A 14195-nucleotide genomic window follows, 5' to 3' on the forward strand; every position below is an offset into this window, starting at 1 on the left:
ATCAATCAAAGAGAATAAAAAATGAGCACAAGAAAAGACACTTCCGTTAGAATTAACGAACAAAGACGTAATAAATTAGAAATGTTAGCAATAGAAATTAGCCATAAAAGTGGACGATTAACAAAAATGAGTGACATAGTAAATCATTTGCTTGATAACTACTTAAATGAAGCAAAGCAAGACCTAATTCACCAGCCTAAAGAAAATAAGAAATGATAAAAAGTGCAAAATCTTGCACTAAAGTTCAACTATAAAAGTATGGAAAACCATACCAAAGTTCGGGTGTTACAGAACTCCCGAACTTCTCCGCTTGCTTTTTAAACACCTATCACCGGTGAAACCTTCTGCCGGAAACCTTGCGATAAGTGCGTATAAACTCGTCTAAATCAATGGGAACATCAGAATGAACCAACTCTTGCAAAAACAACATAAAGTGTTCTAGCTGCTGAAATCGTTTATCAGTTGTAGCTGGAGGCTCGTTCCTATCATAACGAAAACGGACTTCAAGGGAATCGACGGTAAGATAAATACGATGTTCGGTCATTTTTAAGAGCTTGACGGCTTCAAAGAAGTGTTGAGGAGTGATGTGAGAAAGGGTGATATCAGCCATAAATTACCTAATTTAAAGCCTTACATCGCATAACAACAGGTTATGTATAAATTCTCAGGCAGTAAGGGAGATTATCACTGCCCGAGAATTCAACATAACCTGATAAACATTATGCGAAATAAGGCTCTTTAATATTTTGTAAAGATTACTATCGTCTTGGTTTTGCAGGGAGTGCGAATGCTTCGCACATGTTCCGCTGAACCGCAAGCGGTTCGCTTACGTCATGGGATTTTACACGGTAAAATCCCCCGACACCCCCTATTTTTCACAGATAATAAAGCCTAAGTTATTAATTTTTGTTATTTTTGAATCAGAAAAGATCACTTTTGAGTTGATTTTAATATCCGTTTTGAAGAATAGGTCATAGCACATATTGATTTTACGTTCGGCTGTCTGATTAAACTTAACACAGTTAAAGCGGTCTTCGCAGAATGATACACTTAAATCTACCGCATTACGTCTAAATCTCACCCTAAAACCTTGCTCCACAACGTCAAAGCGCTTTGATGTAGATTCCGATACTGGGCTACGAATCGTTTCATCAAATTCAAATCTTGATTCGCTCAACGATTCACAATAATCACCTTCCACGCAAGAAATAAAAGTTCTGGAATAAGTAAAGTTATCTGATTGAGAATTAAAAAAGTCGGCGACATTCTTATTCACGAGTAAGAAATTCATGCCTAGCCCAAGCTTCTTATTTAATGAAAATGGAGCTAATGAGTTAAGTAATTCATCAAAAAAAGAGACCTTCTTATCTATTTCTGTACGTGAATAAATATAAACAACCGGTTTAACAAAAGCGGTATTAAATTTTAAACCTTCTCTGTCACTTTCGATTTTGCCGGCAATTACTCTATAGTCTTTGAAATTATCCGGATTATTATTTACATCGAAATAACTCAGCTCTTTCGGCACTTCATAAGCGGCAGAATATTCTTGATAAGGTTCTTGAATGAATTCCGGCTCTTGTGCAATAGCAGGATTTAACTCTTTTTTCGATAACTCAATCGTTCCATCCTCATTCTTCATACATGTATAACCATTTGATACACACGATTTTAAGAGGTTAGATTCGGTCAATTCTCCTATAAAATAAAAAGGGCTGTCTCCAGAAACATATATGTTTAAATTCTGTGGATACGTCATTTTTAAATCATTAACGTTAGAAATATCTACTTGCTGTTTAGCGTTGGAATTTTTTGATATTACAAACATTAATATTATCAATGTTAGCAATTCTTTCATAGTTGTCCCCTTTTTTAATAATAAAATAGCTAATATCGCCTATCTGATTCATGGAAATTAAACTGACACATTCGGTATTATTTGTACTGGTTTTTGATTTTGGTTTTTCTATATTTTTTTCTGGTTTTTCATATTTATCTAACAAATCATAGAGATAATAGAAAGAGCCAGACAAACAAAAAATAGAAGAAAATAATATCAGTTTAAATTGTGCTGATTTAAAAAAGTTTTGTCTGCTATCAATGATATTTTGTTTCCCATTGACACCATCAAAGCTTTTATAAAGTTGGAATATTTCATCAGAATATTTATTATGGTACTGAGCAATTAATGATGTTTTTGTCGTTTTTACTCCGATAAAAACATCTACCCGATAGCGTTTAGAAAAACCGAGCATGGTCATTTTACGCATCACAAATGTAGATTCGATTCTATCTTTGATAAAACGAGGAATTCCGGTGATTGATTGGTTAATCACGATAAGATCACAACAATCCCCTTTCTCATTTGTAAAATGTCTATGTTCGGCAATAAACGAGCGGTGATTCGGATGAATTTTGTCACTAGGAAAGATTCTCCATACTTCATCTAAACAGATTAAATCTCCTGCCTTGCAAAAGGTGTTCTCTGCCCCTTTAAACGGGAAAAAATCCTCTTTCTGACAATCTGAATCGGTTACTTTACGTAGCTTGCCCAACGATTCACGGGAGATTTTCTTGTCTTTGCTTAAGCAATAATCAATTAGCTTTTCTTCAGAAATACCTTCAATATTTGTGACGATGTTTCGACCTTTTCTGAAATTTTCCAAAATCACCGAAGACACTACTTCATAAGACTTCCCAGAACCGGGAATACCGGTATAAGCAAAAATAGACATAACATTAACCTACGAATGGAATACGACGAATCATAAATCTTGTCATATAAGCACTTAAAATCATTTGAAGACCAACATCAATCTTAAATGCGGATAAGAAAAATAAAGCCTCCGAAGGAATAGAATCAAAATATTGCTGTAATTCTTGCTCAGGAATAAATACTTCAAAAAGTATTGGAATAACTTCAGTAACAACTAAAAATATAATTGCGAATACAACAAATTTAATTACTAGGGATTTAAATATAAATGATAAAATTCCTGAAAAAGATTTTGATAGAAAAGAAATAATTGCGCCCATAAAATACCCTATGCAGATAAAATAACTCGTAAGGAAACAATTCCCCAAATGAATAAAAATATAGAACTTAATAATTCAGCTGAACCTTTAAAAACTTGGCAATGAACATCAACTTTTTCATTAATTACTAAAAATTTAGTGTTGAAATTTATATCTAAAGGAGGGCAGCTTCCACCACTGAAAGATAAATTAGGAATAAATCCTTCTTTACTTTTTTTTAATTCATTAAACGCCTTTTTAATATCAAATTCTTCCAATTCAGGGTAAGTTAGATCTCCATTACCATGTTCTTTATCTCCATCTCCTTCGCTTTTACCGGTACCGAGTCCCTTTCCATTTCCAGTACCCTTATCACTATGTCCGGAACCTCCATGATTACCACCCGAACCACTTGCAGCAGAACCATTACTTCCACCGTTCGGAGATGAACCGGAATTTCCACCGGAACCCCTTAATTCATTGATTCCGTTTCTTGCATCTGTAGCACCTTGACCAGAACTCCCCTTTGGCTCTTGCTTAGAAGAAGCATAATTTTCTAATGTATCTCTATCACAATTTGTTTCATTACATACACCAATGACTGGATTTCCTTCTTCATCTGAACCCTCTTTATTAAATGCACAAACAGAAGAACCATCTTTTGAAATCGCACATCTATCCGTTCCATTTTCAAAGCCTAAGAATTCATCGGATTCCCCTTCTTTCTGTACTTTGCCATTTGCTAGAGTATCGACTAATGATTGTGCTATATCACAATTACCCGCTTTTAAAGCCTTTTTTAAAGCACTAAGTAAAGGCTTTCTATAGTTCTCACCTACAGAGAATCTTATTTGTTGTGCATATTTAAATGCACCGTCAGCAAAAAATTTATCTTTAAAATTCGTTCCATAGTTAAAAACAATGCTGTATTGATCTAACTTAATATCTAAATAATCTCTTTGAGCGTGAGGGTCTCCGTCTTCATTCATTCCAGCCGTAGACATTTTTAAATCACATTTAGACATGTCATAATCATTCGATGAATTCTTTTTAGAATCAATACGATAGACATAACCGACTTTAGACCATTGGGCGATAGCAAAAACATCCATAGAAATAAAAGAGAATAAAAATAATATGCTTAATTTAATCCGGTTATTACAGCCCAAGCGCATACGATACCCCACACGAAAAAAATAAATTGCCACATAATTAATTCCTTATCGTAGATAAAAAAAGAGGAGGTGCGTCCTCATACTTGCGGGCGCCTCCTCCTCCTTTTTTATCTACGTATTAAATACGTTTCATCATACCAAGCACAGAACGTACACCGATGCCGACAGCTAAGAAACCACCGACGGCAACACCAAGAGCAACGATAGCTGTTTTTGCATCAGAAAGATCTACACCTGAAGCAATATCACCAACACCGTTTGCATTTGCTACACCGGCTAACGCTAGAGAACCAACGATCACCGCACCTTTAGCTAATTTACTTTTAAACATATAAAGTCTCCTTTTATAAAATTTTAATAAATACAACAGTTACGCTCTAATTTGTTTTAAAATCAAGCCTACAGTCTTAGCAAAAAACCAGAGCGAAACCGTTGCAGAAAATGAAACAAAGAAAAATCCGGAGTATTCGGAATAGTCTATTGTTTCTTTTGATGAAGGCTCTACCGGAACCTTCAAGATCACTTCCCTACAATTCAAATTATCAGCCTCACAAATTTGAGATTGAAGAGAGATGAAATTCATATAAAATTGCCTCTATTTAACAGAATATTACATTATGCGAAGTAAAATGATTGTAAGTCATTGATTAATAAGGGTTATTTGCTTTCTGTGTTGCTTACAAGCTCAATTGTTGAGTTTTCATCAAAATTGTACGTAATCCCTTTACGACCACCTTCCATCGCCCATTCACGTGGATAAACCAACACCATTACCAATTTATTCTTAAATTGTTCAATGGTTCGCTTAAGATTGTCATTCACACAACGATCATCTAATTTAACTTCTTGAGTTGATGTATTGTAGCCGCCGTAGCCGTCAGGCTCTTGAAGCTGTAAACCTAAATTGTGCTTATCTTTAACTTCACCGGTTTCACGATTAGTGAATGATGAATTTTTGTATCCTTTGAGAATACCGACGATATAAAAACCTGTACGCATAAAATGCTCCTTTTAAATGCTATTTAACTTTAAACTACCAAAAAACTTAAGCAATCAACCGTAGCTTCGGCATATTGCTTGGATACTGATAAAAATCCGGGGCCTTAAATGGTTTAACGAAGATCTGTTCGCAAGAAATCACTCGGACAGCTTGGAATTTTTCAATATCGCAAGGGTTTGCAATATCTATCCCGATTTTACGTAATCTTGCGCGATGTAATTTAAATTGGGCTTCTTTCAAAAAAAGGTTCTGTCCATTAGCCCATAACATAGCGTAATAAGCAGTCGTATTAGCTTTACGCAAAGTATCGACTATCCCCTCAGAAACAAGCTGTTCCGCTATCGTTTCTAGTTTCACTTCACTGACACTTAATCTTCTATACATATCTAAAAAACCTTTCTGTAATGCTTCTAAACCCGAAAAATCACTCAAACCCCAATAACAAAGCCCTTCACGTTGTAAATAACGAGATTTTAATTTTTGTTCGAATCGGACTACTCCATTCTCCTCGCAATAGTCATAGACCTTTTTGTAATAAGTGAACTCCTTTGAATCGAAACCAAACTTATTTTTAATCTTGTCAAAAGAATGTATTAAAAGCTCTTCGTGTTTGATATAGCAGGATGGGTAAATCAGATTGGCATTACCCTTTGCGCTTAACCAATCGACTGTGCAGCCATTAGTGTGTAATCGACCGATTGAGTTACGGTAACGCATTTGAGAAAGAGCCTTGAGAAATGTACGTTCATTACCTCGACCGACTGAAACATTAGTGGTGATGTCTAAACGCTTGATGATGGCACCGTTTGAAAAAGTTCTTACTTTTTCGCCGTCTTTGCCTTGTCCGTGGAAAATCTCTGTACAACGAGTAAATAATGGAAGTTTAAGAGAGAAAAGAATGTTGTTAAAACAAGAAACACAAGAATCAATATCAGTAAAACCTAATACATTTTCAACTTTATTCCAACGGCTTGGGTTCCCTTCCATTCGAATAACGGAACCGGAAACCTTGATAGAAACCTCATCGCAATAGCTGCCTTTATGACGATATTTTCCGGTTCTTATGCCCTGCTGAACTTCTCCGGTATCAAGATGAATGCCTATCACACCGAAATCAAAAATAGACGCAAGCGTAGATTCGGGAATCTCGAATCCAAAATCTTGTTCTATTGTGAGCCAGTCAATGTGATAATTCATAAAAATCTACCGCATGCAAACATACATTGATAAAAAATATAATATATTTATATACCGCATGCAAGCATATTTACATACAAAAGACATAAAAAACTTATAATGATAGATGAATTTTTATCAATCAAAGAGAATAAAAAATGAGCACAAGAAAAGACACTTCCGTTAGAATTAACGAACAAAGACGTAATAAATTAGAAATGTTAGCAATAGAAATTAGCCATAAAAGTGGACGATTAACAAAAATGAGTGACATAGTAAATCATTTGCTTGATAACTACTTAAATGAAGCAAAGCAAGACCTAATTCACCAGCCTAAAGAAAATAAGAAATGATAAAAAGTGCAAAATCTTGCACTAAAGTTCAACTATAAAAGTATGGAAAACCATACCAAAGTTCGGGTGTTACAGAACTCCCGAACTTCTCCGCTTGCTTTTTAAACACCTATCACCGGTGAAACCTTCTGCCGGAAACCTTGCGATAAGTGCGTATAAACTCGTCTAAATCAATGGGAACATCAGAATGAACCAACTCTTGCAAAAACAACATAAAGTGTTCTAGCTGCTGAAATCGTTTATCAGTTGTAGCTGGAGGCTCGTTCCTATCATAACGAAAACGGACTTCAAGGGAATCGACGGTAAGATAAATACGATGTTCGGTCATTTTTAAGAGCTTGACGGCTTCAAAGAAGTGTTGAGGAGTGATGTGAGAAAGGGTGATATCAGCCATAAATTACCTAATTTAAAGCCTTACATCGCATAACAACAGGTTATGTATAAATTCTCAGGCAGTAAGGGAGATTATCACTGCCCGAGAATTCAACATAACCTGATAAACATTATGCGAAATAAGGCTCTTTAATATTTTGTAAAGATTACTATCGTCTTGGTTTTGCAGGGAGTGCGAATGCTTCGCACATGTTCCGCTGAACCGCAAGCGGTTCGCTTACGTCATGGGATTTTACACGGTAAAATCCCCCGACACCCCCTATTTTTCACAGATAATAAAGCCTAAGTTATTAATTTTTGTTATTTTTGAATCAGAAAAGATCACTTTTGAGTTGATTTTAATATCCGTTTTGAAGAATAGGTCATAGCACATATTGATTTTACGTTCGGCTGTCTGATTAAACTTAACACAGTTAAAGCGGTCTTCGCAGAATGATACACTTAAATCTACCGCATTACGTCTAAATCTCACCCTAAAACCTTGCTCCACAACGTCAAAGCGCTTTGATGTAGATTCCGATACTGGGCTACGAATCGTTTCATCAAATTCAAATCTTGATTCGCTCAACGATTCACAATAATCACCTTCCACGCAAGAAATAAAAGTTCTGGAATAAGTAAAGTTATCTGATTGAGAATTAAAAAAGTCGGCGACATTCTTATTCACGAGTAAGAAATTCATGCCTAGCCCAAGCTTCTTATTTAATGAAAATGGAGCTAATGAGTTAAGTAATTCATCAAAAAAAGAGACCTTCTTATCTATTTCTGTACGTGAATAAATATAAACAACCGGTTTAACAAAAGCGGTATTAAATTTTAAACCTTCTCTGTCACTTTCGATTTTGCCGGCAATTACTCTATAGTCTTTGAAATTATCCGGATTATTATTTACATCGAAATAACTCAGCTCTTTCGGCACTTCATAAGCGGCAGAATATTCTTGATAAGGTTCTTGAATGAATTCCGGCTCTTGTGCAATAGCAGGATTTAACTCTTTTTTCGATAACTCAATCGTTCCATCCTCATTCTTCATACATGTATAACCATTTGATACACACGATTTTAAGAGGTTAGATTCGGTCAATTCTCCTATAAAATAAAAAGGGCTGTCTCCAGAAACATATATGTTTAAATTCTGTGGATACGTCATTTTTAAATCATTAACGTTAGAAATATCTACTTGCTGTTTAGCGTTGGAATTTTTTGATATTACAAACATTAATATTATCAATGTTAGCAATTCTTTCATAGTTGTCCCCTTTTTTAATAATAAAATAGCTAATATCGCCTATCTGATTCATGGAAATTAAACTGACACATTCGGTATTATTTGTACTGGTTTTTGATTTTGGTTTTTCTATATTTTTTTCTGGTTTTTCATATTTATCTAACAAATCATAGAGATAATAGAAAGAGCCAGACAAACAAAAAATAGAAGAAAATAATATCAGTTTAAATTGTGCTGATTTAAAAAAGTTTTGTCTGCTATCAATGATATTTTGTTTCCCATTGACACCATCAAAGCTTTTATAAAGTTGGAATATTTCATCAGAATATTTATTATGGTACTGAGCAATTAATGATGTTTTTGTCGTTTTTACTCCGATAAAAACATCTACCCGATAGCGTTTAGAAAAACCGAGCATGGTCATTTTACGCATCACAAATGTAGATTCGATTCTATCTTTGATAAAACGAGGAATTCCGGTGATTGATTGGTTAATCACGATAAGATCACAACAATCCCCTTTCTCATTTGTAAAATGTCTATGTTCGGCAATAAACGAGCGGTGATTCGGATGAATTTTGTCACTAGGAAAGATTCTCCATACTTCATCTAAACAGATTAAATCTCCTGCCTTGCAAAAGGTGTTCTCTGCCCTTTAAACGGGAAAAAATCCTCTTTCTGACAATCTGAATCGGTTACTTTACGTAGCTTGCCCAACGATTCACGGGAGATTTTCTTGTCTTTGCTTAAGCAATAATCAATTAGCTTTTCTTCAGAAATACCTTCAATATTTGTGACGATGTTTCGACCTTTTCTGAAATTTTCCAAAATCACCGAAGACACTACTTCATAAGACTTCCCAGAACCGGGAATACCGGTATAAGCAAAAATAGACATAACATTAACCTACGAATGGAATACGACGAATCATAAATCTTGTCATATAAGCACTTAAAATCATTTGAAGACCAACATCAATCTTAAATGCGGATAAGAAAAATAAAGCCTCCGAAGGAATAGAATCAAAATATTGCTGTAATTCTTGCTCAGGAATAAATACTTCAAAAAGTATTGGAATAACTTCAGTAACAACTAAAAATATAATTGCGAATACAACAAATTTAATTACTAGGGATTTAAATATAAATGATAAAATTCCTGAAAAAGATTTTGATAGAAAAGAAATAATTGCGCCCATAAAATACCCTATGCAGATAAAATAACTCGTAAGGAAACAATTCCCAAATGAATAAAAATATAGAACTTAATAATTCAGCTGAACCTTTAAAACTTGGCAATGAACATCAACTTTTTCATTAATTACTAAAATTTAGTGTTGAAATTTATATCTAAAGGAGGGCAGCTTCCACCACTGAAAGATAAATTAGGAATAAATCCTTCTTTACTTTTTTTTAATTCATTAAACGCCTTTTTAATATCAAATTCTTCCAATTCAGGGTAAGTTAGATCTCCATTACCATGTTCTTTATCTCCATCTCCTTCGCTTTTACCGGTACCGAGTCCCTTTCCATTTCCAGTACCCTTATCACTATGTCCGGAACCTCCATGATTACCACCCGAACCACTTGCAGCAGAACCATTACTTCCACCGTTCGGAGATGAACCGGAATTTCCACCGGAACCCCTTAATTCATTGATTCCGTTTCTTGCATCTGTAGCACCTTGACCAGAACTCCCCTTTGGCTCTTGCTTAGAAGAAGCATAATTTTCTAATGTATCTCTATCACAATTTGTTTCATTACATACACCAATGACTGGATTTCCTTCTTCATCTGAACCCTCTTTATTAAATGCACAAACAGAAGAACCATCTTTTGAAATCGCACATCTATCCGTTCCATTTTCAAAGCCTAAGAATTCATCGGATTCCCTTCTTTCTGTACTTTGCCATTTGCTAGAGTATCGACTAATGATTGTGCTATATCACAATTACCCGCTTTTAAAGCCTTTTTTAAAGCACTAAGTAAAGGCTTTCTATAGTTCTCACCTACAGAGAATCTTATTTGTTGTGCATATTTAAATGCACCGTCAGCAAAAAATTTATCTTTAAAATTCGTTCCATAGTTAAAAACAATGCTGTATTGATCTAACTTAATATCTAAATAATCTCTTTGAGCGTGAGGGTCTCCGTCTTCATTCATTCCAGCCGTAGACATTTTTAAATCACATTTAGACATGTCATAATCATTCGATGAATTCTTTTTAGAATCAATACGATAGACATAACCGACTTTAGACCATTGGGCGATAGCAAAAACATCCATAGAAATAAAAGAGAATAAAAATAATATGCTTAATTTAATCCGGTTATTACAGCCCAAGCGCATACGATACCCCACACGAAAAAAATAAATTGCCACATAATTAATTCCTTATCGTAGATAAAAAAGAGGAGGTGCGTCCTCATACTTGCGGGCGCCTCCTCCTCCTTTTTATCTACGTATTAAATACGTTTCATCATACCAAGCACAGAACGTACACCGATGCCGACAGCTAAGAAACCACCGACGGCACACCAAGAGCAACGATAGCTGTTTTTGCATCAGAAAGATCTACACCTGAAGCAATATCACCACACCGTTTGCATTTGCTACACCGGCTAACGCTAGAGAACCAACGATCACCGCACCTTTAGCTAATTTACTTTTAAACATATAAAGTCTCCTTTTATAAAATTTTAATAAATACAACAGTTACGCTCTAATTTGTTTTAAAATCAAGCCTACAGTCTTAGCAAAAAACCAGAGCGAAACCGTTGCAGAAAATGAAACAAAGAAAATCCGGAGTATTCGGAATAGTCTATTGTTTCTTTTGATGAAGGCTCTACCGGAACCTTCAAGATCACTTCCCTACAATTCAAATTATCAGCCTCACAAATTTGAGATTGAAGAGAGATGAAATTCATATAAAATTGCCTCTATTTAACAGAATATTACATTATGCGAAGTAAAATGATTGTAAGTCATTGATTAATAAGGGTTATTGCTTTCTGTGTTGCTTACAAGCTCAATTGTTGAGTTTTCATCAAAATTGTACGTAATCCCTTTACGACCACCTTCCATCGCCCATTCACGTGGATAAACCAACACCATTACCAATTTATTCTTAAATTGTTCAATGGTTCGCTTAAGATTGTCATTCACACAACGATCATCTAATTTAACTTCTTGAGTTGATGTATTGTAGCCGCCGTAGCCGTCAGGCTCTTGAAGCTGTAAACCTAAATTGTGCTTATCTTTAACTTCACCGGTTTCACGATTAGTGAATGATGAATTTTTGTATCCTTTGAGAATACCGACGATATAAAAACCTGTACGCATAAAATGCTCCTTTTAAATGCTATTTAACTTTAAACTACCAAAAAACTTAAGCAATCAACCGTAGCTTCGGCATATTGCTTGGATACTGATAAAAATCCGGGCCTTAAATGGTTTAACGAAGATCTGTTCGCAAGAAATCACTCGGACAGCTTGGAATTTTTCAATATCGCAAGGGTTTGCAATATCTATCCCGATTTTACGTAATCTTGCGCGATGTAATTTAAATTGGGCTTCTTTCAAAAAAAGGTTCTGTCCATTAGCCCATAACATAGCGTAATAAGCAGTCGTATTAGCTTTACGCAAAGTATCGACTATCCCCTCAGAAACAAGCTGTTCCGCTATCGTTTCTAGTTTCACTTCACTGACACTTAATCTTCTATACATATCTAAAAAACCTTTCTGTAATGCTTCTAAACCCGAAAAATCACTCAAACCCCAATAACAAAGCCCTTCACGTTGTAAATAACGAGATTTTAATTTTTGTTCGAATCGGACTACTCCATTCTCCTCGCAATAGTCATAGACCTTTTTGTAATAAGTGAACTCCTTTGAATCGAAACCAAACTTATTTTTAATCTTGTCAAAAGAATGTATTAAAAGCTCTTCGTGTTTGATATAGCAGGATGGGTAAATCAGATTGGCATTACCCTTTGCGCTTAACCAATCGACTGTGCAGCCATTAGTGTGTAATCGACCGATTGAGTTACGGTAACGCATTTGAGAAAGAGCCTTGAGAAATGTACGTTCATTACCTCGACCGACTGAAACATTAGTGGTGATGTCTAAACGCTTGATGATGGCACCGTTTGAAAAAGTTCTTACTTTTTCGCCGTCTTTGCCTTGTCCGTGGAAAATCTCTGTACAACGAGTAAATAATGGAAGTTTAAGAGAGAAAAGAATGTTGTTAAAACAAGAAACACAAGAATCAATATCAGTAAAACCTAATACATTTTCAACTTTATTCCAACGGCTTGGGTTCCCTTCCATTCGAATAACGGAACCGGAAACCTTGATAGAAACCTCATCGCAATAGCTGCCTTTATGACGATATTTTCCGGTTCTTATGCCCTGCTGAACTTCTCCGGTATCAAGATGAATGCCTATCACACCGAAATCAAAAATAGACGCAAGCGTAGATTCGGGAATCTCGAATCCAAAATCTTGTTCTATTGTGAGCCAGTCAATGTGATAATTCATAAAAATCTACCGCATGCAAACATACATTGATAAAAAATATAATATATTTATATACCGCATGCAAGCATATTTACATACAAAAGACATAAAAAACTTATAATGATAGATGAATTTTTATCAATCAAAGAGAATAAAAAATGAGCACAAGAAAACACTTCCGTTAGAATTAACGAACAAAGACGTAATAAATTAGAAATGTTAGCAATAGAAATTAGCCATAAAAGTGGACGATTAACAAAAATGAGTGACATAGTAAATCATTTGCTTGATAACTACTTAAATGAAGCAAAGCAAGACCTAATTCACCAGCCTAAAGAAAAATAGAAATGATAAAAAGTGCAAATCTCTGCACTAAGTTCAAACTATAAAAGTATGGAAAACCATACCAAAGTTCGGGTGTACAGAACTCCCGAACTTCTCCGCTTGCTTTTAAACACCTATCACCGGTGAAACCTTCTGCCGGGAAACCTTGCGATAAGTGCGTATAAACTCGTCTAAATCAATGGGAACATCAGAATGAACCAACTCTTGCAAAAACAACATAAAGTGTTCTAGCTGCTGAAATCGTTTATCAGTTGTAGCTGGAGGCTCGTTCCTATCATAACGAAACGGACTTCAAGGGAATCGACGGTAAGATAAATACGATGTTCGGTCATTTTTAAGAGCTTGACGGCTTCAAAGAAGTGTTGAGGAGTGATGTGAGAAAGGGTGATATCAGCCATAAATTACCTAATTTAAAGCCTTACATCGCATAACAACAGGTTATGTATAAATTCTCAGGCAGTAAGGGAGATTATCACTGCCCGAGAATTCAACATAACCTGATAAACATTATGCGAAGCAAAATGATTGTAAGTCATTGATTAATAATGGTTATTTGCTTTCTGTGTTGCTTACAAGCTCAATTGTTGAGTTTTCATCAAAATTGTACGTAATCCCTTTACGACCACCTTCTAATTTGACTTCTTGAGTTGATTGTGTTGTAACCGCCGTAGCTGTACTGTAACATTATAATGTGATGTTACATCTAAGATCGCTAAATATATTTGGTTAATATATATTACAAATTTGTTATTATTCGTCCATATAACCATAGAAATGAAATAAATCCTTATTATTTGTTTGTTGCATATGATAGACTTTATTCTAATTTAAAAAGATTAAGGTAGTTTATGTATAGTTTATTAAACAAATATCAAGAACCAGTGCAATTCATCCTTATTATGCGACTTTTATAAAACCTCTCATCGAATCCAGTATCCTGAAATACGCAAATTTTGTATAGTACTTTTACCCCTCGTAGCAATAAACAAGCAC

At 35.0% G+C, this 14195-nt stretch carries 20 protein-coding genes; 2 read left to right on the forward strand and 18 right to left on the reverse strand.

The features are described 5' to 3' along the window. Positions 1-21: 21 nt before the first annotated feature. On the forward strand, positions 22-216 hold the full coding sequence (locus EL121_RS11455; RefSeq protein WP_039196847.1) for a hypothetical protein: 195 nt from the start codon (positions 22-24) through the stop codon (positions 214-216). Positions 217-328: 112 nt separating this feature from the next. Here EL121_RS11455 and EL121_RS11460 read toward each other — a convergent pair whose 3' ends face one another. From EL121_RS11460 to EL121_RS11500, 9 genes are all read right to left on the reverse strand, one after another. Then, on the reverse strand, positions 329-610 hold the full coding sequence (locus EL121_RS11460; RefSeq protein WP_039196843.1) for a hypothetical protein: 282 nt from the start codon (positions 608-610) through the stop codon (positions 329-331). Positions 611-868: 258 nt separating this feature from the next. Beyond that, positions 869-1642, reverse strand: a complete 774-nt coding sequence (locus tag EL121_RS11465; RefSeq protein WP_039196831.1) for a hypothetical protein — start codon at positions 1640-1642, stop codon at positions 869-871. 154 nt (positions 1643-1796) lie between these two features. Next, entirely contained in the window at positions 1797-2735 is a 939-nt protein-coding gene (locus tag EL121_RS11470) for a zonular occludens toxin domain-containing protein (protein WP_052190381.1), read from the reverse strand. 4 nt (positions 2736-2739) lie between these two features. Continuing rightward, positions 2740-3036: a DUF2523 family protein gene (locus tag EL121_RS11475; RefSeq protein ID WP_039196833.1), complete on the reverse strand. Its 297-nt coding sequence runs from the start codon at positions 3034-3036 to the stop codon at positions 2740-2742. A gap of 8 nt (positions 3037-3044) precedes the next feature. Beyond that, positions 3045-4223, reverse strand: coding sequence for a hypothetical protein (locus tag EL121_RS11480; protein WP_129545047.1), 1179 nt, complete (start codon positions 4221-4223; stop codon positions 3045-3047). A gap of 85 nt (positions 4224-4308) precedes the next feature. After that, a complete protein-coding gene (locus tag EL121_RS11485) occupies positions 4309-4521 on the reverse strand; it encodes a hypothetical protein (protein ID WP_039196844.1) in 213 nt (70 codons plus the stop codon). A 39-nt stretch (positions 4522-4560) separates the two neighbouring features. Continuing rightward, positions 4561-4773 (reverse strand): hypothetical protein, encoded by a 213-nt coding sequence (locus tag EL121_RS11490; protein ID WP_081978355.1) that lies wholly within the window; start codon positions 4771-4773, stop codon positions 4561-4563. Between the two features lie 74 nt (positions 4774-4847). Further along, complete coding sequence (locus EL121_RS11495; protein ID WP_039196841.1) at positions 4848-5189, reverse strand: DNA-binding protein; 342 nt, start codon at positions 5187-5189, stop codon at positions 4848-4850. A 46-nt stretch (positions 5190-5235) separates the two neighbouring features. Next, positions 5236-6387 carry a phage/plasmid replication domain-containing protein gene (locus EL121_RS11500; protein ID WP_039196846.1) on the reverse strand — a complete coding sequence of 384 codons (1152 nt, stop codon included), beginning with the start codon at positions 6385-6387 and terminating at the stop codon, positions 5236-5238. A gap of 137 nt (positions 6388-6524) precedes the next feature. Here EL121_RS11500 and EL121_RS11505 point away from each other — a divergent pair, with 137 nt between their 5' ends. Further along, positions 6525-6719, forward strand: coding sequence for a hypothetical protein (locus tag EL121_RS11505; RefSeq protein WP_039196847.1), 195 nt, complete (start codon positions 6525-6527; stop codon positions 6717-6719). 112 nt (positions 6720-6831) lie between these two features. Here the strand turns inward: EL121_RS11505 and EL121_RS11510 are convergent, their stop codons facing one another. The 9 genes from EL121_RS11510 to EL121_RS11745 form a co-directional block, all read right to left on the reverse strand. Next, positions 6832-7113, reverse strand: a complete 282-nt coding sequence (locus tag EL121_RS11510) for a hypothetical protein (RefSeq protein WP_039196843.1) — start codon at positions 7111-7113, stop codon at positions 6832-6834. A gap of 258 nt (positions 7114-7371) precedes the next feature. Then, positions 7372-8145, reverse strand: coding sequence for a hypothetical protein (locus EL121_RS11515; RefSeq protein WP_039196831.1), 774 nt, complete (start codon positions 8143-8145; stop codon positions 7372-7374). Positions 8146-8299: 154 nt separating this feature from the next. Further along, positions 8300-8959, reverse strand: coding sequence for a zonular occludens toxin domain-containing protein (locus EL121_RS11520; RefSeq protein ID WP_331852723.1), 660 nt, complete (start codon positions 8957-8959; stop codon positions 8300-8302). Beyond that, complete coding sequence (locus EL121_RS11725) at positions 8959-9237, reverse strand: zonular occludens toxin domain-containing protein (protein ID WP_269470926.1); 279 nt, start codon at positions 9235-9237, stop codon at positions 8959-8961. The genes EL121_RS11520 and EL121_RS11725 overlap by 1 nt, the downstream gene beginning before the upstream one ends. Before the next feature lie 4 nt (positions 9238-9241). Then, positions 9242-9538, reverse strand: a complete 297-nt coding sequence (locus EL121_RS11525) for a DUF2523 family protein (protein ID WP_039196833.1) — start codon at positions 9536-9538, stop codon at positions 9242-9244. Positions 9539-10211: 673 nt separating this feature from the next. Next, positions 10212-10721 (reverse strand): hypothetical protein, encoded by a 510-nt coding sequence (locus tag EL121_RS11530; RefSeq protein ID WP_129545066.1) that lies wholly within the window; start codon positions 10719-10721, stop codon positions 10212-10214. A 609-nt stretch (positions 10722-11330) separates the two neighbouring features. Next, the gene (locus EL121_RS11535; protein WP_129545067.1) at positions 11331-11681 is read right to left on the reverse strand and encodes a DNA-binding protein; all 351 of its coding nucleotides are present in this window, start codon (positions 11679-11681) and stop codon (positions 11331-11333) included. A gap of 54 nt (positions 11682-11735) precedes the next feature. Then, entirely contained in the window at positions 11736-12878 is a 1143-nt protein-coding gene (locus tag EL121_RS11540) for a phage/plasmid replication domain-containing protein (protein ID WP_232013010.1), read from the reverse strand. A gap of 551 nt (positions 12879-13429) precedes the next feature. Next, complete coding sequence (locus EL121_RS11745; protein ID WP_331852722.1) at positions 13430-13600, reverse strand: hypothetical protein; 171 nt, start codon at positions 13598-13600, stop codon at positions 13430-13432. Positions 13601-14195: the final 595 nt, after the last annotated feature.

The sequence above is a fragment of the Actinobacillus equuli genome (assembly GCF_900636745.1).
In the GTDB taxonomy this organism is placed as follows: domain Bacteria; phylum Pseudomonadota; class Gammaproteobacteria; order Enterobacterales; family Pasteurellaceae; genus Actinobacillus; species Actinobacillus equuli.